This is a genomic window from Rhodococcus sp. NPDC054953 (assembly GCF_053609225.1).
Genome location: NZ_JBSGXD010000009.1, coordinates 110,668 through 131,867, shown reverse-complemented (window position 1 = coordinate 131,867; position 21,200 = coordinate 110,668). Strand labels below are relative to the sequence as shown.

General features: G+C 69.3%; 18 protein-coding genes. 7 read left to right on the top strand and 11 right to left on the bottom strand.

Features of this window, described 5'->3' with window-relative positions; all coding sequences use genetic code 11:
• Positions 1-5: 5 nt before the first annotated feature.
• Entirely contained in the window at positions 6-428 is a 423-nt protein-coding gene (locus tag ACWF62_RS09100) for a BlaI/MecI/CopY family transcriptional regulator (RefSeq protein ID WP_378507218.1), read from the bottom strand.
• Positions 429-548: 120 nt separating this feature from the next.
• Here ACWF62_RS09100 and ACWF62_RS09095 point away from each other — a divergent pair, with 120 nt between their 5' ends.
• Entirely contained in the window at positions 549-1,859 is a 1,311-nt protein-coding gene (locus ACWF62_RS09095; RefSeq protein ID WP_378569357.1) for an alpha/beta hydrolase, read from the top strand.
• Positions 1,856-4,414, top strand: coding sequence for a bifunctional lysylphosphatidylglycerol flippase/synthetase MprF (locus ACWF62_RS09090; protein WP_452629899.1), 2,559 nt, complete (start codon positions 1,856-1,858; stop codon positions 4,412-4,414). The genes ACWF62_RS09095 and ACWF62_RS09090 overlap by 4 nt, the downstream gene beginning before the upstream one ends.
• Positions 4,415-4,427: 13 nt before the next feature.
• On the opposite strand, the gene ACWF62_RS09085 is transcribed toward ACWF62_RS09090, so the two are convergent.
• From ACWF62_RS09085 to ACWF62_RS09075, 3 genes are read right to left on the bottom strand one after another with little or no spacing between them, the layout of a single operon-like run.
• On the bottom strand, positions 4,428-5,333 hold the full coding sequence (locus ACWF62_RS09085; RefSeq protein WP_452629898.1) for an ABC transporter ATP-binding protein: 906 nt from the start codon (positions 5,331-5,333) through the stop codon (positions 4,428-4,430).
• Positions 5,330-6,442 carry a FecCD family ABC transporter permease gene (locus tag ACWF62_RS09080; protein ID WP_452629897.1) on the bottom strand — a complete coding sequence of 371 codons (1,113 nt, stop codon included), beginning with the start codon at positions 6,440-6,442 and terminating at the stop codon, positions 5,330-5,332. The genes ACWF62_RS09085 and ACWF62_RS09080 overlap by 4 nt, the downstream gene beginning before the upstream one ends.
• Entirely contained in the window at positions 6,439-7,869 is a 1,431-nt protein-coding gene (locus ACWF62_RS09075; RefSeq protein ID WP_378507213.1) for a FecCD family ABC transporter permease, read from the bottom strand. The genes ACWF62_RS09080 and ACWF62_RS09075 overlap by 4 nt, the downstream gene beginning before the upstream one ends.
• Before the next feature lie 144 nt (positions 7,870-8,013).
• On the opposite strand from ACWF62_RS09075, the gene ACWF62_RS09070 reads away from it, so the two are divergent.
• Positions 8,014-8,784 carry a hypothetical protein gene (locus tag ACWF62_RS09070; protein WP_378569363.1) on the top strand — a complete coding sequence of 257 codons (771 nt, stop codon included), beginning with the start codon at positions 8,014-8,016 and terminating at the stop codon, positions 8,782-8,784.
• Positions 8,785-9,645: 861 nt separating this feature from the next.
• Here the strand turns inward: ACWF62_RS09070 and ACWF62_RS09065 are convergent.
• The gene (locus tag ACWF62_RS09065; RefSeq protein WP_452629896.1) at positions 9,646-9,954 is read right to left on the bottom strand and encodes a hypothetical protein; all 309 of its coding nucleotides are present in this window, start codon (positions 9,952-9,954) and stop codon (positions 9,646-9,648) included.
• 662 nt (positions 9,955-10,616) lie between these two features.
• Here ACWF62_RS09065 and ACWF62_RS09060 point away from each other — a divergent pair.
• Complete coding sequence (locus ACWF62_RS09060; protein WP_378507210.1) at positions 10,617-11,099, top strand: PaaI family thioesterase; 483 nt, start codon at positions 10,617-10,619, stop codon at positions 11,097-11,099.
• On the opposite strand, the gene ACWF62_RS09055 is transcribed toward ACWF62_RS09060, so the two are convergent.
• A complete protein-coding gene (locus tag ACWF62_RS09055; protein ID WP_452629895.1) occupies positions 11,096-12,502 on the bottom strand; it encodes an NAD(P)/FAD-dependent oxidoreductase in 1,407 nt (468 codons plus the stop codon). The two genes, ACWF62_RS09060 and ACWF62_RS09055, sit on opposite strands and share 4 nt — an antisense overlap.
• A 325-nt stretch (positions 12,503-12,827) precedes the next feature.
• Between ACWF62_RS09055 and gdhA the strand changes: the two genes are divergently transcribed.
• Positions 12,828-14,177 carry an NADP-specific glutamate dehydrogenase gene (gene gdhA / locus ACWF62_RS09050; RefSeq protein WP_452629894.1) on the top strand — a complete coding sequence of 450 codons (1,350 nt, stop codon included), beginning with the start codon at positions 12,828-12,830 and terminating at the stop codon, positions 14,175-14,177.
• Between the two features lie 227 nt (positions 14,178-14,404).
• Positions 14,405-15,004 (top strand): hypothetical protein, encoded by a 600-nt coding sequence (locus tag ACWF62_RS09045; RefSeq protein ID WP_378507207.1) that lies wholly within the window; start codon positions 14,405-14,407, stop codon positions 15,002-15,004.
• On the opposite strand, the gene ACWF62_RS09040 is transcribed toward ACWF62_RS09045, so the two are convergent.
• A complete protein-coding gene (locus ACWF62_RS09040; RefSeq protein WP_452629893.1) occupies positions 15,005-16,024 on the bottom strand; it encodes a tyrosine-type recombinase/integrase in 1,020 nt (339 codons plus the stop codon).
• A 237-nt stretch (positions 16,025-16,261) separates the two neighbouring features.
• Between ACWF62_RS09040 and ACWF62_RS09035 the strand changes: the two genes are divergently transcribed.
• Positions 16,262-16,777: a hypothetical protein gene (locus ACWF62_RS09035; RefSeq protein WP_452629892.1), complete on the top strand. Its 516-nt coding sequence runs from the start codon at positions 16,262-16,264 to the stop codon at positions 16,775-16,777.
• A gap of 423 nt (positions 16,778-17,200) precedes the next feature.
• On the opposite strand, the gene ACWF62_RS09030 is transcribed toward ACWF62_RS09035, so the two are convergent.
• From ACWF62_RS09030 to ACWF62_RS09015, 4 genes are all read right to left on the bottom strand, one after another.
• Positions 17,201-17,767, bottom strand: a complete 567-nt coding sequence (locus tag ACWF62_RS09030) for a zeta toxin family protein (RefSeq protein ID WP_378507204.1) — start codon at positions 17,765-17,767, stop codon at positions 17,201-17,203.
• A complete protein-coding gene (locus tag ACWF62_RS09025; RefSeq protein WP_378507203.1) occupies positions 17,764-18,141 on the bottom strand; it encodes a TA system antitoxin ParD family protein in 378 nt (125 codons plus the stop codon). Before ACWF62_RS09025 ends, ACWF62_RS09030 begins: the two co-directional genes overlap by 4 nt.
• A 621-nt stretch (positions 18,142-18,762) precedes the next feature.
• A complete protein-coding gene (locus ACWF62_RS09020; RefSeq protein WP_452629891.1) occupies positions 18,763-19,884 on the bottom strand; it encodes a hypothetical protein in 1,122 nt (373 codons plus the stop codon).
• Between the two features lie 111 nt (positions 19,885-19,995).
• Positions 19,996-20,808 (bottom strand): NucA/NucB deoxyribonuclease domain-containing protein, encoded by an 813-nt coding sequence (locus tag ACWF62_RS09015; protein ID WP_452629890.1) that lies wholly within the window; start codon positions 20,806-20,808, stop codon positions 19,996-19,998.
• Positions 20,809-21,200: the final 392 nt, after the last annotated feature.

Here is a 21,200-nt window from a genome sequence, read left to right as displayed (position 1 = left end):
GGCAGTCAACTGGCGCGATCGGTACCGGGGTCGACGCTGCGCAGGTGGCGCTTGCCCGCCTCGGACGACTCCAGTGCGGCGAGGGCCTCGCGCAGGGCTGCGGCCTCGTCGGCGCCGACCTTGCCGACGAAGTGCACCAGCGCGGCGACCCGGCCGTCGGACGCCTGGGCCTGGTCGAGGGCGTCGAACATCAGGCTCGCGACCAGCTCGTCGCGGCCCTGCACCGGGAGGTAGCGGTGTGCCCGATCGTCACGCTGCTGGATGACGAGGTTCTTCTTCGCCAGGCGCTGCAGCACGGTCATGACGGTGGTGTACGCGAGCTCACGGCGGGCCGCGAGGGCCTCGTGGACCTGACGCACCGTCTGGGGTTCGGAACTGGACCACAGGTGGTCCATCACTGCTCGCTCGAGCTCGCCAAGTCCTGCCATGGGGTCCATCGTACGTACCGTCCGACAGTCATGCGTACTACTCGCGGTAGTAGCCGTGTGGGGGTATTGATGGTGAGGCACGCGAGGGCGGTGGGGAACGCGGACAGCGGGAGGACGCGGATGGACTGGGTGTACGACCGGTCGCTGATCTCGGGGCCGCTGCCGTGGGGGGTGACGGTGTGCGCGGCCCTCGGCGCGCTGTGGCTGCTGGTGGGCCGCAGTCGCCCCACCCGCCGGTACCGACGCCGCATCCTTCCGATCTGCGTTGCCGCCGCGTGCGCGGCGACCCTGCTCGGGTGGGTGGTGGTCGAACGGTGGTGGCGACCGTTCCCCGACCCCGTCGACCCCGCCGTGTACGGCTGGGTCGGGTGCGCGCTGCTGGCCATCCTGCTCGCCGCGGCGCGGCTCGTCGCCGACCGCCGCGTCGCTTCCGCCGCCGCCTCGCTCGCCGCGGCGCTGGCGATCGTCGCCGCCGTCGCGGCGCAGGTCAACCTCGTGTTCGACGCCTACCCGACGGTGCGGGACGCGCTCGGTCTGCCCCCGGCCAACGCCATCGCGTTCGCCGACGTGCCACCGCCGGTGCCCGACCCGGTCTCCGGGATACCGCTCGACGCGCGCTGGGCGCCGCCGCCGGACCTGCCCGCGGGCGGGCGGGTCGTGACGGTCCCGGTTCCCGGCACCGTGTCCGGGTTCGCGGCGCGGGACGCGAAGATCTACCTGCCGCCCGCCTACTTCGCCGATCCGCGTCCGCTGCTCCCGGTGCTGGTGCTGCTGGCCGGGCAGCCCGGCAGCCCCGGTGACTGGTTCGCCGGCGGCGACCTCGCCCGGTCGATGGACGCCTATGCCGCCGGGCACGCCGGACTCGCCCCCGTCGTGGTCGTCGCCGACGGCACCGGATCCACCCTGGCGAACCCGCTGTGCCTCGACTCGCCGCTCGGGAACGTCGCCACCTACCTGGCCGTCGACGTGCCCGCCTGGGTGACCGCGAACCTGCAGGTGAATCCGGACCCCCGGGTGTGGGCGATCGGCGGGCTGTCCTACGGCGGCACCTGCGCGCTGCAGATGGCCACCAACCATCCCGACAAGTATCCGACGTTCCTCGACCTGTCCGGGCAACTTGAGCCGACGCTCGGCGACCGGCACCGCACCGTCGATGCCGCGTTCGGCGGGGACGCGGCCGCGTTCACCGCCGTCAACCCGATGGACCTGATGGCCGCCCGCAGCTACCCGGGCACCGCGGGCGTGTTCGTCGTCGGTCGCGACGACCACGACTACGCCCCCGGCGTGCACACCCTGTACGACACCGCCCGGAAGGCAGGCATGGACGTGACCCTGCTCGAACTGCCCGGCGGCCACAGCTTCGCGGTGTGGTCCGCCGGGCTGCGCGACAACGTGGACTGGCTGGCCCGGCGCATGGGGCTGACCGCGTGACCCCGGTGCGCGACATCCCCGTGATCGACGCCGCGCGCAGGCAGGCGACGCGGCTGACCGACCTCGCCCGCTCCGGCGTGTCCGGCGCCCCGGTGAGCGTCACGCTGCTGGTGCTGATGTGGGTGGTCGGCGCCGCGACCGGCGGGCAGACGGTCCGTCACCTGGCCACCGGGATCACCGCCCTCGAGCACGGCCGACTGTGGACGGTGCTGACCTCCGGTCTGGTGGCGCCCGGTCTCGCCGGACACCTGGCCGCCACCGCCGCGATCGTGCTGATCGCGGCGCCCATCGAACATCGGATGGGGTCGACCCGCTTCGCGGCCGCCGCGGCCGCCACCCAGATCCTCGGCACGCTGATCGCGCTCGGCGCGGCCGCGGCTGTCCGGGGCGTCGACGCGGGCTGGGGCTTCCGGCTGCACATCGGCACCGCGGTCGGGCCAACCCCCTGGATCGCCGGCGTCGCGATGGTGGCCAGCTCCTCGATGACGACGCTGTGGCGGCGCCGACTTCGGGTCGGGCTGCTGGCGCTGCTGATCACCCTCGCGTTGTTCGGCGGGCACTTGCTCGACCTGGCGCGGCTGTCCGCTGCGGTCGTCGGGCTGCTGCTCGGCCCGCTCGTCGTCGGCCGCTCCGCCCGCGGCGGGCACCTCGCGGGCACCCGCAGGGAGGGACGCGTCCTGGTCGCGCTGATCGTCGCGGCCGGCGCGCTCGGCCCGGTGCTGGCGGCACTGTCCCCGCACGCCGTCGGACCCCTCGCGGTGCTCCGGGACCTGTTCCGGACGGTGGCGCCGACACCGGCCGAGCTACGGGAGCTGTGCCTGCAGAACCGTGCGGGCGAGGACTGCCGTCGCGGCCTGCTCGCGCTGCGGCTCGGTGGGGTCGGGCCGACGATCCTGAGCCTGATGCCCTCGCTGCTGCTGCTCGTGCTCGCCGACGGGTTGCGGCGCGGCCGCCGGTTCGCCTGGATCGCCGCCTGCATCGCCCAGCTGGCGCTCGTCGCGCTGGCCCTGGTGAACGTCGGGATCCGCTACATCGGGTTCGTGCCGGAGCAGTCGCTGTTCTACGGCCTCGACACCCCGACCGTGTACCGCACGATCGCGCCGTTTCTCACGCCGATTGCGGTCTTGCTCGTGCTGCTGGTCACCCGCCGGTTCTTCACCGTCGCCGCTCCGCGCGGTACGTACCGGCGGCTGTGGCTGCGCGTGACGGCCCTGACCGCCGCGCTCGCCGGGTGCTACCTGGCACTCGGGATGCTGGTGCGCGCCGGCTTCGACCGCGCCCCCACCCTCGGGTCGCTGCTCGCCGACTACCCGCAGCGCCTCGTCCCGCCGGTGTACCTGCAGTGGCTGGATCCGCGGTTCCTTCCGGACGACCCGGCCACCACCCTGCTCTACGAGTGGACGGGGGTGCTGTTCTGGGTCGGGGTGGGTGCCGCGGTCGCCGCGACCTTCCTCACCCCGTCCCGCGGCGAGCATCCGGACGACGTCGAACGCGCCCGTGCACTGCTCGAGGCCGGGACCGGGAGCCCGCTGTCGTGGATGACCACCTGGCGCGGCAACCGCTACTGGTTCGCGCCGGACGGGGCGGGCTACGTCGCCTACCGGGTGATCGGCGGGGTCGCGCTCACCACCGGCGATCCGGTTGGGCCGCGAACCTCGTTGCCCGGCTATGTCACCGGGTTCGCGGACTTCGCGACCGAGAATGGGTGGACACCCTGCTTCTACTCGGTCACGGCGGAGCTGCGAGCCGTCACCGACAGCCTCGGGTGGGCAGGCATCCAGGTCGCCGAGGAGACCGTCCTGCACCTCGACACCCTCGAATTCACCGGGAAGAAGTTCCAGGACGTCCGCACCGCCCTCAACCGGGCGACCCGCGCGGGGGTGCACGCCGAATGGATGAGCTTTCCCGACGCGCCACTGGCGCTCACCGATCAGGTCACCGCCATCTCCGAGGAATGGGTCGCTGACAAGGGCATGCCGGAGATGGGATTCACCCTCGGGGGCCTCGACGAGATCGACGACCGGCGGGTCCGCTGCCTGATCGCCGTCGACGAGGACCGGACCGTCCACGGGGTCACCTCGTGGATGCCGGTCCACCGCGACGGCCGCGTCGTCGGCTGGACGCTTGACTTCATGCGCAGGCGCACCGACGGGTTCCGGCCTGCGATGGAGTTTCTGATCGCGTCCGCCGCGCTATCCCTGAAGGAGGAGGGCGCCGAGTTCGTCAGCCTGTCCGGCGCCCCGCTGGCGACGGTGTCCGGTGCCGGAACGGCCGACGCCGCGGACACCGAGGAGGCGCGGGAGCGGGGCGCGTTCGCCGCGGTCACGGACGGTGCGCTCGATCTGCTCGGCCGCACCCTGGAGCCGGTGTACGGGTTTCGGTCCCTGCTGGCGTTCAAGGCGAAGTTCCGGCCCGAGTACGTCCCGATGTACGTGACGTTCGCGGACCCCGCCGCCCTGCCCGCGATCGGCAACGCCGTCGGCCGCGCCTACCTGCCGGCCGTGTCGGTTGGGCAGGGCCTGCGCCTGGTCCGCACGATGCTGCGGATCCGTTGAGGGTCCGGCCCGGTCAGCCCGCGGCGGCCGGGTCCGGTCCGCCCGCGGTCCCGTACACGTGTCGGGCGCCGACCGGGACGATCAGCGGCCGGTCCGAGACGGGGTCGTCGATCACCCTTGCCTCGAGACCGAAGACCTCGAGCAGCAGGTCGGGGGTGATGATCTCGCCGGGGGCGCCGGCGGCGACAACCGACCCCTTCGCCATCACGACCAGGCGGTCGCTGTACCGGATCGCGAGGTTGAGGTCGTGCAGGACCATCACGACGGTGCGACCGAGCTCGGAGTGCAGCCGGTCGACGAGGTCGAGCACCTCCACCGAGTGCGCCAGATCGAGGTAGGTCGTCGGCTCGTCGAGGAGCAGGATGTCGGTGCCCTGCGCCAACGCCATCGAGATCCACGCCCGCTGCCGCTGACCGCCGGACAGTTCATCGATGGCGCGGTCCGCGAGGTCGGACACCCCCGTCAACGCCAGCGACTTCGCGACCTCCCCCTCGTCGTCGGAGGACCATTGGCGCAGCCACGACTGGTGCGGGTGGCGGCCGCGGGAGACGAGGTCGGCGACGGTGAGCCCCTCGGGCGCGACGGGCGCCTGCGGCAGCAACCCGAGCGTGCGGGCGACGTCCTTGGTGCGCATCGACGAGATCGCCTTGCCGTCGAGCAGCACCCGTCCCGACTTCGGCTTGAGCAGCCGGCCCAGGGTGCGCAGCAGGGTGGACTTCCCGCAGCCGTTGGGGCCGATGATCGTGGTGACCAGACCGGTGGGGATGTCGAGGTCGAGGCCGTCGATGATGACGCGGTCGCCGTAGCCGACGACGAGGTTGTCGGCGGCGAGCCGCCCGTGGTTGTCGGCGGCGGGCTGGCCGTTGGCCTCCGTGGCGAGCCGCCGAGGGTTGTCCGTGGCTGGTGCGTCGGCGCTCATGCGGACACCTTCCGATTGTTGCGGATGAGCAGGTAGATCAGGAACGGACCGCCGAGCGCGGAGGTGACGATGCCGACGGGGAGTTCGACCGGGAGCACGGTGCGACCGATGATGTCGCCGCCGAGGACGAGCACCGCGCCGAGGAGCCCGGACGCGATGATCGGGGGACCGGGCGTGCGGAGTAGGCGCATCGCCAGCTGGGGGGCGGCGAGTGCGACGAAGCCGATCGGTCCGACCGCGGCGGTGGAGATGGCGGCGAGGGCGACCGCGGCGATCAGCAGGACCCCCTGCCCGCTTTGCAGGCGGACACCGAGGGCGCGGGCGGTGTCGTCGCCGAGCCGGAGCGCACCGAGGGTGAACGAGGACGCGATCGCCGCGGTGCCGACGACGGCGACGCCGATCGCGACGGGCCACACCTGCGCCCAGTCGCTGCCGTTGAGTGAGCCGTTGAGCCAGACCTGGGCGCGGGCGACGTCGTTGATGTCCGCGGAGATGAGCAGCCATTGGATCAGTGCGACGAGCATCGCGTTGGTGCCGATGCCGATCAGCACGATCCGGTAGCCCTGCACGCCGCCGCGCCAGGCGAGCAGGGAGATGGCGACCGCGGTGGCGAGTCCGCCGGCCAGTGCGGCGAGGGGCAGGCCGAGGGTGGCGAGCAGGCCGACGAAGCTGCCGCCGCCGCCGACGACGATCAGGGTGACGGCGGCGGCGCTGGCTCCGGCGGTGATGCCGAGCATGTCGGGGCTGGCGAGGGGGTTGCGGAGGATGGACTGGGTGATCGCGCCCGCGATGCCGAGGGCGATGCCGGTGAGCAGGGCGGTGAGCCCCCGCGGCAGCCGCAGGTCCATCACGATGAAGCGTTCGACCTTCGACCCGCCGCCGAACAGGATCTCCGCGACGGTGGGGATCGGGACGGAGAACTCGCCGCGGCCGATGTTGATGCACAGCAACAGGAACACGGCAAGCAGCAGCGCGACCGTGATCGCGACCATCGTGGTGCGGCGGACCAGGGAGACCCCGCCGACCCGGAAGCCGGGGCGGCCGGGGACGGTGGTGGGGGTCGGGGTGGTGCGGGTGTCGGGGACGGTCGCCCGGTCGGTGAGGCTCACAGGGACACCAGCTTCCTGCGCCGGACGAGCGCGATGAAGAACGGCGCACCGAACATCGCCAGCACGATGCCGACCTGCAGTTCGCCGGGCCGGACGACGACTCGGCCGATCACGTCGGCGAGCAGGATCATGATCGCGCCGAGCAGCCCGGCGTAGGGGACGAGCCAGCGGTAGTCGGGTCCGGTGATGAAGCGGGCGACGTGGGGGACGACCAGCCCGATGAACGCGATCGGACCGCACGCGGCGGTCGCGGCGCCGGTGAGGAGGGTGATCGCGATGATGCCGATCGCCCGGCTGCGGGCGACGTTGGTGCCGAGCCCGCGGGCGACGTCGTCGCCGAGGCTGAGGACGTTGAGTCCCGGTGTGCCCGCGAGCGCGATCAGCACGCCGATCACCAGGAACGGCAGCACCTGCCACAGCACCTCGGTGCCGCGGCCCGCGACCGAGCCGACGACCCAGAATCGGTAGCCGTCGAGGCTGGTCTGGTCGAGCAGGATGACGGTGTGCGTCATCGCCTGCAGGAACATCGCGACGGCGGCGCCCGCGAGGGCGAGGTTGAGGGGGCTGGCCCGGTTGCCGCCGATCGACGCGATGCCGAACACGACCAGGCTGGCGGTGAGCGAGCCGGCGAACGCGAACCACAGGTACTGGCTGGGGGTGGACAGGCCGAGCAGGTAGATCGACAGCACCACGAACAGGGCGGCGCCCGCATTGAGACCGAGCAGGCCCGCGTCGGCGAGCGGGTTGCGAGTATGGCCCTGGATCAGGGCGCCCGCGACGCCGAGCGCGATCCCGACGGCGACGGCGAGCGCGGTGCGCGGCACCCGGAGGGTGCGGACGACGAGGTCGGTGTCGGTTCCGGTGGCCTGGAACAGGGCGTGGAAGATCTCGCCGAAGTCCATCGGTCGCGCACCGACCGCGATGCTCGCGACGACGGTCGCGAGGAGCAGGGCCACGAGCGCGGCGAGCCCGAGCAGGCGGCGTCGACGGATCGCGACGAGGGAGTTGTCGGCGCGGATCGGGACGAAGCCCTCGTCGAGTGCGGTGGCGCGGCGGACCACCTCGACCCCGGAGCGGGGGAGCAGCGCGCGGCGGGCGCCGAGCGCTCGGCCGGTGGCGGCGTCCCTGGCGATCAGGTCGAACCACGACTTGCCGACGCCAGCGCCGGTGCTGCCCTCTCGGGTGCCGCGGTTCCACACGAGCAGCCCGACGGCGACGGCGACGGCGACGCCGCCGAACACCAGGCGGTCCATCTGGCCGCCGCCGTTGCCGTCCCGCAGTGAATCGACGATGAACCATCCGATGAGCAGCGGCAGGGCGACGACGCCGAGGTCGACGGCGGTGGCCAGTGCGCGTCGACCGCGCGGGGCGGGGCCGCGGGGGACCTCCCGGATCGCGTAGTCCACGTCTCCGGGGATGGTGGTCACGGCATGCTCCTGGTCGACGGAAGTCGGATCGGCCTTCAGGTTACGTAACCCTATCCAAACCAGGCACCCCGGCTCCCGCCCGGCGATCGACTTGTGGTTAGGCTAACCTACGTTCGATCGTGCTCGATGACGAAGGAGTGAGCAGTGCCGACCACCCTCTTGCTCGACCCGACCCCCGCCGCCGTTGCCCCGCGCGGCACCGCCGCGGTCTCCGCCGCCCTCGTCGAGTCGTGTACCCGGTTGCGGGCGCTGCACCCCGAGTACCCGCGGGTGTACGCCGTCGCGCAGATGGTCGAGCAGCCCAAGCGCCGCTGGTGGGCCGTCGACGAGGGCATCCGCGGCGACCGCCTGGACCGGATGCTCACCCGCGCGCTCGAGGACATCCCGGACCGCGACGCCGCGGGCATCTCTGTCGCATCCGCCCTGATCCACTCCGTCGTCGGCCGGGTCGCCGCACTGGTCGTCATGGAGGGCCGCGCCTGGGACGCCGGCCTCGACAACCTGTCGATCCACATGGACAGCGACGGCTGCATCGACTGGGCGGGCGTCTGGGATCCCGCCCTGCGGGTGCTGCCCGGCGACCGGTGGGACGGAACGCCGGGCGCGGTGACCCTGCCGTGCGAACGCGCCCTCGCGATGTGGACCGCCTGCCGCTGCCGCACCGCGCTGACCGCCATCTTCGACGCCCTCGACCGGCTCGTGCCGCTGGATCGCACGCTGCTCTGGGCGCTGGTCGGCGAGGCGGTGCTCGGGGCCGCGACCATGGTTCCGCTGCGCGGCGACCTCGCCCCGTCGGTTGCCGACCGGCGCGGGCAGGCGCTGCTCGACGCATTCGAGACCGCGGGCCTCCCGGTGCGTTCCCGGGCGGGACGCCCCCTCTGCCGACGCGCGCACACCCACGCCCTTGCCAGTTAGGGAAGCCTTGCCTATAGTTGCGTGTGGGTGATGAACCACCGGACCGTGCCGGAGTCCTGAGGGCTGCAGTGACTCCCGGTCCCTTCCACGGCGGGCCCCGTACCGACTACCGGTACGGGGCCCGCTTGTCAGTTTCAGGAGTCGAGTGCACAGCTGTCAGAAGTGCTGTGCACGGCCACCTGTCATCCCCGGCGCTGACGCGAGCGTCTCGTTCGGCGCGTGCGAGGGTGATGTTGTTGTAGAGCGCTGACCTCTTCAACCCCGTGTTCCTGCAGAGTGTCTCGATCTTGAACTGTCGAGTCTCGTACATCTGGAGCAGGTAGGCCCGCTCTTCGGGTGAGCTTGTGCGTGCGGCCCTTCATTTTGCTGGCAGCAGTAGCGGCGGCGATGGCGTCACGGGTGCGGGCACGGATCAGGTCGGACTCGAACTCGGCCATCAACCCCAACATCCCGACCCTGAAGGAGGTCCCCACGCCGCCGTGGGGACCTCCTTCAGGGATTCAGAGCGTTCCGCGTCGTGGTTGCGTTAGCTCGCCGATGTTCCGGGATACGAACCGGCTAGGAACGCAAAAAACAGGAAGTCGAGCAGCGGGCCGACTACGACGGCGCCCAGGAGGACAGACCAAGCAAGCGCTCGGAGCTTCGGCACACGACGGAGCAGCAAGTAGGTCACGATCGCCCCTGTGGCAGCCGGGAGGATGAAGAGCTCGACCACATGCAATGGCGTTTCCAAGCCGATTGTGGCGGTTGTGACCGCCCAAAACAGCCACATCGCAACTCCACACAGCAATCCGGTCGCGACATACACACCCGTCAGAAGGAGCTGCCGCGGGTACCGATGCGGGCCTGTCGAGGGTGGGGTCATGGGACCTGATCCTTGCTCGGCCCCTGGTCGCTGTAAAGCGATACCCCGAGCACCCCACGAGTGGGGGTGTCTCGAATCCGCCTGGCGCCGACAGTGAGGATGAGCCAGCGTTCGAGTTCGGTCAATGTCAGCGCCGCTGTGGCCTGCGGGTCGTAGGCGCCGCGTTCGACCGGGTTCGAGAACGTGGAGCCCGGCAGCTCGTGGACCATCGACATGGCCGTGCCGATGACCCGCTCGATGATCCCGCAGTAGTGCGGCGCCCGGAGGCCGATATTCCAGCTCGATGCCGTGCTGTTCGCAGCCACGCTTGAGGGCATCGCTCTTGAACTCGGAGGCGTTGTCCAGGTACAGATGCCGCGGTTTGCCGCTCATCGGCCATGCGACCCGGCTGGCCAACCCCAGGGCGTCGAGCCGGACACGTTTGCCGCAGCAGACGTGCGCCAGACACAGCCCCACCGACACCGCGGACGGCGCCTCCAGCGTGATCACCATCCCGACCAGGCACCGACTGTGCATGTCGATCGCGACGGTCAGATGGGGCCGGCCGATCGGCTGCCGGTCGCGCTCTCGACGACCATCAGATCGACCACCGTGTGGTCGATCTGGACCCGTTCGAGGAACTCGTCCACGACCGGGGGTGCGCCACCGGCGGCCTGCACGGCGCGCGCCGCATCGGACCGTGCTGGCTGCGCGCCACCTGCCCCGGATGCAGTGCCGCGATGCGGGCGGCGACCGTGTTGCGCGCTGGCACTCGAACGCCTTGAAGTCGGCACGCCCTGATGATTTGCCGGTACACCACCGCCAAACTGGGTTTCTGCCTCTTCAGGTACGACTTCCGCACCAGCTCTGCGATCAGGTCCTCGACCTCCCCGGAAACCTGCGTCGGCCACGGCCGCCCTCCGACGTGCTTGACTGCAGGAATCGGACTCGTCGCGACGAGCGCGGCGCAGGGACCCAGGGAGTGCACATGAGTGAACCGACCACCGCGCAGGCCGCCTCGACGTTCACGATGGCGGACGCGCTCGACGGACGTAGCCTCGCCGAGGCGGCCACCTTCCTCAACCGGGGATTCGCCGAGTCGATCGGCCTCGAGTTCACCGAGGTCAGCGCCGACCGGGTGAACGCGCACTGGGAGGTCGGCCCGCACCTGTTCCAGCCGGCGGGCATCGTCAACGGCGGCGTCCACTGCACCGTCATCGAGACCCTCGCCAGCATCGGCGGCAGCGTCTGGTTCGGCGACCGCGGGCACGTCGTCGGCGTGAACAACAACACCGACTTCCTCCGCGCCACCCGCAGCGGCATCCTCACCGCCACCGCGACGCCGATCCATCGGGGACGCACCCAGCAGCTGTGGCAGGTACAGATCGTGGACGCCGCGGATCGGCTCGTTGCGCGCGGGCAGGTGCGGTTGGCGAACGTCGAGGACACCGCCCGGCTTGGGGACAGCTAGCCCGCCTCGCGTTCCTCTCCGGTTGCCACCGCCGCCGGATCTCCCATCAGGCCCGCGGCGAGGTTCCGCTCGTGGTTCTGGACGTGCTCGATCGCCAGCCGCGCGAACACCTGCTGTTCGGTGGACGCCATCTGCGCGCGCCCCCGCCCGAGGAACGACACCATCCACGACAGCACCGTGGAGAACTTGCTGCGGAACCCGATCAGGTACATCAGGTGGACGACCAGCCACGCGATCCAGCCGATGAAGCCGGTGATCTCGAGCTTGCCGATCTTCGCCACCGCGCTGAACCGGGAGATCGTCGCCATCGATCCCTTGTCGAAGTACTTGAATGGGCGCCGCGCACCCTCGGGCTCCCCGGCGACCGTGCCCCGGATCTGCCTCGCCGCGTGCTTGCCGCCCTGCATCGCGACCTGGGCGAGGCCGGGCAGGTTGTCGAGCGCCATCATGTCGCCGATGACGTAGACGTTCGGGTGCCCGGGCAGTGACAGGTCCGGGTTGACGTGGACGCGTCCGGCCCGGTCGATCTCGGCGCCGGACTGCTCGGCGAGCTGCTTGCCGAGCGGGCTGGCCTGCACCCCGGCCGACCACACCTTGCACTGCGCGTCGACCCGGCGTTCGGTGCCGTCCTTGTCCCGGACGACCAGGCCGCCCGCGTCGACGTCGACGACCATCGCGTTCGGCTGAATCTCGACGCCCAGCTTCTCGAGCCGGGCCGCCGCGTTGGCGCTGAGTTTGCCGCCGTAGACGGGCAGCACCACCGGGGCGCCGTCGAGGAGGATCACCCGTGCGTCGCGCGGATCGATCTTGCGGAACGCGCCCTTGAGGGTCCGGTGTGCCATCTCGGCGATCTGACCGGCCAGTTCCACCCCGGTCGGTCCTGCGCCGACCACCACGAAGGTCAGCAGGCGTGCGCGCTCCTCGGGATCGTCGGACAGCTCGGCCTCCTCGAACGCGCCGAGGATGCGCCCGCGCAGCTCCAGCGCGTCGTCGATGGTTTTCATGCCGGGGGCGAACCGGGCGAAGCCGTCGTTGCCGAAGTACGACTGGCCTGCGCCCGCGGCAACGATCAGGCTGTCGAACTCGCTGATCGTGGTGCGGTCGAGCAGCCGGGACGAGACGGTGCCCGCGTCCAGGTCGATCGTCTCCACGTCGCCGAGCAGCACCTCCACGTTGCGCTGCTTGCGCAGCACCAGCCGGGTTGCCGGGGCGATGTCGCCGACCGAGAGGATGCCGGTCGCCACCTGGTACAGCAGCGGCTGGAACAGGTGATGGGTGGTGCGGGCGATTAGGGTGATGTCGACGTCGTCCCGTTTGAGTGCCTGGGTGGCGAACAGCCCGCCGAATCCCGAGCCGATGACCACCACCCGGTGCCGGGGAGACCCCACCGTCTTGACGCTCATGTCCACACTCCTCGCGCAGATGTCGACGACGGTGCTCACGCTAGTACCGGACGGCGAACATGGCCGGACGAGCAGATTCCTCGACGGCGTGTCGTGGGGATCGACAAGATGATCCGAATCTCACACCGGGGGAATATCACGTCGGCCGGGTTAGGGCTGTGAGGAGAAGTTGTGCTTACCTTTACATGAATATCCGTGTCTTCTGTGCGGAAATGTGGTTGTCGACAGCGTGGTCGCCGGCCGGTGCGGAAGTGGGTTGCCGACAGCGTGGTCGCCGACCGGGTGCGGACATGTGATCCAAACCGAACAGTGAGGAGGACTGTCTGTGAGTGGGCAGGTCCGTGAGCGTGTCGACCAGTACTTTGAGCAGGTCGTGCGCCGCAACGCAGGCGAGCCGGAGTTCCATCAGGCCGTCGCCGAGGTCTTCGAGTCGCTCACCGTTGTGCTCGAACGGCACCCCAACTACGCCGACGGCGCGCTGATCGAGCGCCTCTGCGAGCCCGAGCGGCAGATCATTTTCCGTGTGCCGTGGCAGGACGACAACGGCCAGGTGCACGTCAACCGCGGTTTCCGGGTGCAGTACAACAGCGCCCTCGGCCCCTACAAGGGCGGCCTGCGCTTCCACCCGAGCGTCAACCTCGGCATCGTGAAGTTCCTCGGCTTCGAGCAGATCTTCAAGAACTCCCTCACCGGTCTGCCCATCGGCGGCGGCAAGGGCGGCTCCGACTTCGACCCCAAGGGCCGGTCCGAGGGCGAGATCATGCGCTTCTGCCAGTCGTTCATGACGGAGCTGCAGCGGCACATCGGCGAGTACACCGACGTCCCCGCCGGTGACATCGGCGTCGGCGGCCGCGAGATCGGCTACCTGTTCGGCCAGTACAAGCGGCTCAACAACTCCTACGAGTCCGGTGTGCTCACCGGCAAGGGGCTGACCTGGGGCGGCTCGATGGTCCGCAAGGAGGCCACCGGCTACGGCTGCGCCTACTTCGTCGCCGAGATGCTCAAGACCGCGGGCACCAGCCTCGAGGGCCGCCGCGTCGTGGTCTCCGGATCCGGCAACGTCGCGATCTACGCGATCGAGAAGGTGCACCAGCTCGGCGGCACCGCCGTCGCCTGCTCCGACTCGTCCGGCTACATCGTCGACGACAACGGCATCGACCTCGAGCTGCTCAAGGAGATCAAGGAGGTCCGGCGCGGCCGGATCAGCGAGTACGCCGACGCCCGCCCCGGCGCCCGGTTCGTCGCCGACGGCAACATCTGGGACGTCCCGTGTGACGTGGCGATGCCCTGCGCCACCCAGAACGAGCTCGACGAAGCCGCCGCGAAGACCCTGGTCGCCAACGGCGTCAAGGTTGTCGCCGAGGGCGCCAACATGCCCACCACCCCGCAGGGCATCGCCCTGTTCCGGGACGCGGGCGTCGCCTTCGCCCCGGGCAAGGCCGCCAACGCCGGTGGCGTCGCCACCTCGGCGCTGGAGATGCAGCAGAACGCCTCCCGCGACTCCTGGAGCTTCGAGTACACCGACGAGCGGCTGTCGATGATCATGCGCGACATCCACGACCGGTGTGTCACCACCGCCACCGAGTACGGCAAGCCCGGGGACTACGTCCTCGGCGCCAACATCGCCGGCTTCGTCAAGGTCGCCGACGCGATGTTCGCCATGGGCGTCATCTAGACCGTCGCACCACACGCCGAAGGCGCCGGGCATCTGCCCGGCGCCTTCGGTGTCCGTCAGGGTGTCCATCACGGTCAAAATGCGCTTTACCTGCCCGAATAGGGCAGACGCGAGGCCGTTGGCCCTCTATTCTAGTGGGTGTTCCTGACGGCCTACGAACCGTTCGGGCCGTCTCCCGCCATCGGTGTCCGCGCAGGGCACCGAGATCTCGGAGAAGGAGCCCCACCATGAAACTCACGAAGGCCACGGTGCTGTCCGTGGCCCTGGTTGCGGCGATGGGTGTCGGCGCTGGCAACTCCTATGCCAGCGAGGTCCCGACGCAGGGTGCCGCCGACGTCGGCTACGAGACCTCGGTACTGCCCGACGGTCGCTCGATCGCGACGGTTCTCGACTCCGGAGCCTTCCGGCTCGCGGCAGGCGGAACGGCCGTCGACGTCGTCAACGACGCGGGCACCCCGCTCACCAGCGTCCCACTCGCCTACGGCATGGGCGATGCCCGCGTGCCGATCGCGGCGAGCATCGGCCAGGGCGGCCGCGAGCTCACCCTCACCCCACAGCTGCCCCCGGTCAGCGTCCAACCCGCCTACAGCCAGACGGCCTACCAGAACATGGTCACCGAGTGGGAGAAGGGCTGGCTCAACGGCGGGCAGTTGCAGGCCAATACCGGTCTCGCGATCGGCCTCGTCGTCGGCTGCGTGCTGTTCCTGTTCGTCGGCTGCCCCCTCGGCGCCGCGATCGGCGGCACGGTCGGTGCGGTCACCGGCGTCATCAACGCCAACCCGGACTTCCAGCCCGCGATGTTCGAGTTCCTCAACTCGCTGCCCTGATCAGGCCCCCGGGCCACCCCTCCCGGCCCGCCGACTCACGAGGTCGTACGCCGGGTTGAGGGCGGCGGCGCCGCGCACCTCGGTGCCCGCACCCGACGTGTACCGCTGGGTCGTGGTCATGGATTCGTGCCCGAGCATCCTCATCAGGGTGTAGACGCTCACGTTCTGGTCCGCCATCGCGGTGGCGAAGGTGTGCCGGAGCTGGTGCACCAGGGCGCCCTTCGCGCGATCGCCGTTGATGCCCGCTCGGCGGTACGCCCGCTCCACGCGGTACTGGAGCGTGCCCCGCGTGATCCGGGTGCCGTCCCGGCCGACGAACATCGGGTCCGTTGCGGCGAACCGCTCCCACGGGCCGACATCCGCACGCCTGCGCGCGGTGCCGGGGAAGCGGGTGGCGCGGCTGTCCAGGTAGTCGCCGAGCACGTCGACGACCACCGGCTCGACCGTGACCACCCGCTGCTTGTTGCCCTTGCCGTGGACGTGGATGACCTTTCCCCGGTCCGCCGCGTCCCGCAGATCTCCGAGGTCGATGGCGATCAGCTCGGCGGACCGCAGGCCCGTCAGCAGCCCGGTCAGGATCAGCGCCAGGTCACGCTCGGGCCATGCCCGGGTGCCCTCGTCGGGTGCCTGCAGTGTGGTGACGAGCCGCTCGACGGCGTCCGCGTGGAAGGCCTTCGGCACCGTCTTCGGCGCCCGGGGGCGCAGCACCGACGACATCGGGTTGGCGACGATCACGTCGGCGGCGAAGAGGAAGTCGCACAGCATGTTCCAGGTCGACCAGCAGCGCCGGATCGACGCGGGCTGGCGACTGTCGGCGTAGTCGGCGAAGGCGACCCGCATCGCCGCCTTGTCGATGACGGCGGGCGTGAGTCGCTCGGGCGGGACGCCACGCCCCGTGCCGAGGGAGTCGGCGACCGTCCGGAAGTCCTGCCGATAGGCCCGCAGGGTGTTGGGCGACGGCTTGGCCGTGCTGCGGTAGACGAGGAACTCCTCGAACCAGTCGTGCAGAGATTCGGGCATGTGTTCGATTGTGCCGGATGGGGCGGCAGGGTGACGAGGGACGGTTCGCTACGGGTGGTGCGGCGAACGCCGTCGGGTTGTTCGGGCCTGGGGACTGGCCGCACGACCCCGATCCGGTGCCGCTCGCGGAAGCGGCACTGCGCAACGGATTCTCGGTGCCGTCGCGCCCGCGCCGTGTCTGGATCGTGCCGCCGCCGAGCTGGCCGTGTTGACGGACGTCAACAGTACGATCGTCGAATGGATCAGGGCTCACACCGGTTTCGCTACTCGTTTGTCACCGCGGTGATCGCGCCGCACGTCGAGGACCGGGTGCGGGAGGGGCTGGGCGCCGGCATCGACGATCATGGGCAGTTGCAGGTCGTTACCGCGACGGGGGAGGGGACCCGCGGGTACGCCGCGGGCATCGACCTCGTCGTCCGGCTCAGCGAGCTGGGGGTCGACGTCGAACGCACCCAGCCGGATCTCGTGGACCGCAGGCTGATCGCGCGGCGCGCCGGCTGTACCCGGCAGGCCGTCGCGCTGTGGGTGAACGGGCAACGCCACCAGGGCGATCCGTTCCCGCTGCCGTTCAACCTCACCCTCGGGCAGACGTGGCTCTGGGGTGAGGTGCAGGCATGGCTGACCCGGCGGGGGGTCGCCGTCGACGACACGATCGCGATCCCCACGATGCGGGACCACATGCGCGTCGACTCGCACATCGCGCACCACCGAGCCGAGTACCGGGCGCTCTCGGCCCGCGCAAGAGCGCTCTGACCTGCGGTGACGACGAATGACGCGGTCGACTCCCCATGAAATAATGTCATAACGCAGCTTATCGGCACTCGGGTCGGTTCCGGTAGAACCGTCCGCCTCACGTTCCCACCCCACCCTGACGGGTGGGGTGGGCCCAGTGACCCGACCTGTCGCTGACGAGCTGCAGGCGAGTTCCTCGAGGTCGAGGCGCCGCTGTGCGGCGGTAAGGGTCTGCGAGCGGTGCACGCCGCGTGAGCGGGCACCGATCAGTGCGTCGCGTTCGGCCGCGAGGGTTGCGAGCCGAAGGCGCACGTACTGCTCGCGGCGTCGGTCGTGGTCGGGATCGGGGGAGTAGTCGAACGGCACCACGAACGAGGTGGCGGTGTTCAGGGCCGTGTCGTTGATTCACCCCGCGGACCCGGACGTTGACGACGGCGGAGCTGGTCAACCGGTCAGGTCGGCCGGTGTCCAGGCGGGCCAGGCGGTGTCGCCGACCGGGTCGCCGTCGACGTAGCGGGCCACGATCCGGGTGAGGTCGGGGGCGGAGTTGTCGTACACGGTGGCGTGATCGGCGCGGCCGATGGCGTCGGCGACCAGCGGCCACAGTCGAGCGAAGCGTTCCCGGATCTTGTCCTCGGGAACCCGGTGGCCACCCTCGATGACCCGCTCGGCGACGCGGGCGACGGACAGGTCGACCGGGACGAGGACCACGTGCAGGGCAAGCACGTACCCGCCGCGGTGGGCCCGGTCGATCAGGTCCAGTTTCGACGGGTGCGAGAACACGGTCTCGGCGATGAACGACTCGCCCTGATCGATCAGTGTGTCCCGGATGGTCGCGGCAATCCGGGCGGCCTCGTACGAATGCTCCTCGGGGCTATCGGGCCACCGCTGTTTCGCGATGACGTCGGCGTTGACGAAGACGCTGCCGGGGAGCAGGGGAGCGAGCCGTTGCTCGACGAACGTCGACTTGCCCGCACCGTTGGGGCCGACGACGAGGTCGAGTCGTCTCACAGGATGATCTGGGTGCCGTCAGGCAGGTGTTTGACGACGCGGCCCTCGTTGTCGAGCGCGATCGTGGCTCGGCCCTGCGCGGCGCGATCGGCGACGTGGTTTCCGGTGGCGAGCGATTCCTCGAGCGCCGCGGCGACCTCGGCGTTGAAGACCACGCCCTCCTCGTCGGACAGTTCGCTCAGCGGCAGCCTGCCAGCGAGGGCGGCCTCGACCCGGCGGCGGGCCACCTGCCGCTGGTTCGACACCTCGCGGCCCACTCGTGCCCAGTGTTCGAGCTGTTGACGCGCGGATCGGTTCTCCCGCTCACCCTCGGACGCGGCCGCGTCGACGAGTTCCGATGAAAACCTGGTCACCTTGTCGACGACGCTCGTCATGGCTCCTCCTTGGGACGATGTGCCACGCTCCGAGCTCCAGTGTAGCAATCTGCTACAGGGTCCGGGCGGGTCCGGGCAGGGAGTGCGGTTGAGCAGGGCGGCGTGCGCGGCGGTTGCGTGCGGGACAACTGTGAATCGCCAACACAGTCGGCAATTACTGACGCTCTGACCTTGGGTGTGACAACTATCCTGACCACGACCGGTCGCGATCGTTGTCATCGAAGTTGGCAATTGTTCGCAGCGGTTCGTTGGGCACATCATCTGGTTGGCGATGCAGCCTTCCGGGTGCATCGACCTGTCTGTAGACGGCCGCGACCCGCTCAGCTGGCTCTGAACTGCTCGGGACATCCCACCTTGCTTCAACGCGCGGCCAAGTCGGCTGGTCAGGGCCTTACCGACTTCCACCACTCCAGGGGACTCTCCCCGCGGCCTTCTCGATGGCTGGCGGCTCGCGGGCGAAGTCCCTTCCCCTTCGAGTCCGGGCCGGTGGTCTCTAGCCACTACTCGACTGTTGTTGGTGAAGTGGCCAATCCGCATGGCTGTGTTGTGCCGTGGCCGGAGGTCTTCGACCCCTTTTCGGTGTCTGCACAGCGGCACCTGACAGTTGAGCCGTTCGACGCCCTAGGAGAATCGCCCCACGAGATCCTTGAGCAGCTCTTGGTAGCCCTCCTGGCCTGCGGTCATGACCGCGTTCCACAATGTGTTGAACACTGCGTGCGGTGAACCCGACGTCGCCTGGTAGATCGTGTAGGAAGCAATGTTCCACCGCTCGTACGGCTGACTCGCGGGATACAGGATCGAGATCGCGTGGACCCGGGTACGCGAGAAATCCGGGTCGCCAGCGATTACGTCGCGCTCTCCACTCTTCCCGTCGAACGGGTCCGGGAGAGGCTGATGAGCCAACAGCGCCTCGATCCCCTTCCTGGCCCATTCGAACTCAAGCAGACCCGCCTCCTGGTATGCCCTTTCCACTGCCCACCGGGCAATCTCATCCTTCTGCCGGGCATCTGAGCCCACGACAACTTCGAGTGCGTCGCGGTTCAGGAAGGACAGCCACATCAGTTGCTTGATGGTCTGACGGTTGGCTTTCGATTCGGCGAGTTCGGAGACGGTGTCGAGGAGGGCTCCGGTAGGGGGGCGACCGTCCCATAACTGCGGATCCAACGACACATCCAGTCGAGGGGTACCCCGGATGCCGCTCACGCCCGAATCCACCAAGTCACCCAGCGAGTGCGTGTCTTCGGCCGCGGGGCTGGTGTCGTCAGACTTCGCGTCCTCGCTCCATGCCTGGTCCTGCTTCTTGATCTGTTCGAACTTTCCGAACGGTGCGCGCCAGAGGTCCATCGAGTAGGACTCGACGGGCTCGGATACATCCATATCCCACTTCAGGTCTCGGCCTCGTGCCGAGACCCGGACCCGATACGTGTCTGCATCGACGTGCCGAAGGGTCTCGTCGAACGGTGAGACCACCTCGCCGTCGAGGGTCAGAACATGGATGGGTTCATCAACGGTGATGCTGCCCTCCTCGACAACCTCCCAGTCGCTGGCGGATGGGGCGGGCGATTGGCCGTGTAGTTCGACCGACAGCAAGGCAGGGCCGTATGCGATTCCCGTTCGCACGGTGACGAAGCCGGGACCGAGGTCGATCAGCGATCCCTCTGTGGTGGTGGCGAGGGTGTCAGTTTCCGCCGATCCGAGGATGAACTGATGGTGATCGACTCGGACAACACCGTTGGCAGTCATGGTTCGACCCTAGAGCAGCTCGGAACCGGCATCGATCGGTCGACACGCACGAAGCGGTCCGCCCCACTGACGGTTCGTCAATGGGGCGGACCCGCTCGCTACCTGTGCTCGCTAGTAGGTGGCGTTGACGTAGAAGGTCTCACCGTCGAGAAGGCGGTTCTTGGCGTAGAACCAGCTGGCAATTCCTCCTCCTCGACTGTTCTGCCGGGCATTGATCATGCACATGCTGAAACCATTCGGGCCGATATCGGTGACCGGGTCCAACGGCGTCATAGAGGTGATACCGCAGTTGCTGAACGTTCGACCCCCAGTGGGATTCGCATCGGCGCCCTCCCTTGTCGACGCGAACGGGTACTCGTCGCAAGATTTGCCTCCCGTGCGTCCGCCAACGATCTTGTTGCACGAGTCGTTCCGGTTGTCCTGGATCTGCTGCTGGTCCATCGTGCGCCGAAGAGGGGTTCCAGGCACTCCCGATGGGGAAGAGCCAATTTCCTCGCGGTCCGACCGCATCTTCCCGGGGATGACCTTGTCGTTCGGGTTCTCGGTCGGCTTGCCTGTGAACGGGATCTTCTTCCCACTCACAGGATGCACTTGCTCTTCGGCAGGCGTGGTGGTGGGCGTCGAGCTCGGTATCTCGGCTGTTGAGGATGGTATTTGGAGGCTCGTGGTGCGAGCCGACGTCGGTTCGGTGGTATCGGTTGTACCTGTGTCTCCGTCGACCAGCGGTGACGGATCGCCGCCGCCCTGCTGGTGCGTACCCTCCGAAGGAACCTGCGGCACGGACTGTGTCGTGCTTGTGGGTGATGTCGTCGGCGCAGTGGACGACGGTGTCGTGGTGGCGGAGGCCGGCGCTGGCGTCGTGGTGGTCGGCCGCGCGAGCGCAACCGCACCACCGCTCAGGGCCAGTGTCGCTGCGAGAGCCACGGCGCCGAGGGCTCGCACACCCGTTCTCCGCCGGGTCCTCCGGTCGACCGACCGGAGTTGAGATCGGTGGTTCAAATCGAGTCCATCCTTCATTCCTGAGAGTTTTCTGTGAACGTGAATATTCCTGAGTGAACCTAAGGACATGTCGGACGAATGCCCCATTCGACACGGTCACGCTTCGGTCACGAAGGTGTCGGTAGATCAAGCTGATTCACCCGGCCATCCGGAAGGGAGCGGAATGCGGCGCCGAATAGCCATGGTTTTCGTCACGTGTTCGGCACGGAGCCGCGGTCAGTCTGCCGGTGGGTGACGCTGCTATTTGCTGTCGAACCTGCTGCCCACCGATATCGTCGACACGATGAGAGACAGGGAGCGGCGTTGGTCCGATCCTC

Excerpts from the sequence above, each read along its gene's own strand:
- ACWF62_RS09095 (WP_378569357.1), top strand. The coding sequence starts at position 549 with ATGGACTGGGTGTACGACCGGTCGCTGATCTCGGGGCCGCTGCCGTGG.
- ACWF62_RS09060 (WP_378507210.1), top strand. The coding sequence starts at position 10,617 with ATGAGTGAACCGACCACCGCGCAGGCCGCCTCGACGTTCACGATGGCG.
- ACWF62_RS09055 (WP_452629895.1), bottom strand. The coding sequence starts at position 12,502 with ATGAGCGTCAAGACGGTGGGGTCTCCCCGGCACCGGGTGGTGGTCATC.
- ACWF62_RS09040 (WP_452629893.1), bottom strand. The coding sequence starts at position 16,024 with ATGCCCGAATCTCTGCACGACTGGTTCGAGGAGTTCCTCGTCTACCGC.
- ACWF62_RS09045 (WP_378507207.1), top strand. The coding sequence starts at position 14,405 with ATGAAACTCACGAAGGCCACGGTGCTGTCCGTGGCCCTGGTTGCGGCG.
- ACWF62_RS09100 (WP_378507218.1), bottom strand. The coding sequence starts at position 428 with ATGGCAGGACTTGGCGAGCTCGAGCGAGCAGTGATGGACCACCTGTGG.
- ACWF62_RS09020 (WP_452629891.1), bottom strand. The coding sequence starts at position 19,884 with ATGACTGCCAACGGTGTTGTCCGAGTCGATCACCATCAGTTCATCCTC.
- ACWF62_RS09025 (WP_378507203.1), bottom strand. The coding sequence starts at position 18,141 with ATGACGAGCGTCGTCGACAAGGTGACCAGGTTTTCATCGGAACTCGTC.
- ACWF62_RS09085 (WP_452629898.1), bottom strand. The coding sequence starts at position 5,333 with ATGAGCGCCGACGCACCAGCCACGGACAACCCTCGGCGGCTCGCCACG.
- ACWF62_RS09035 (WP_452629892.1), top strand. The coding sequence starts at position 16,262 with ATGGATCAGGGCTCACACCGGTTTCGCTACTCGTTTGTCACCGCGGTG.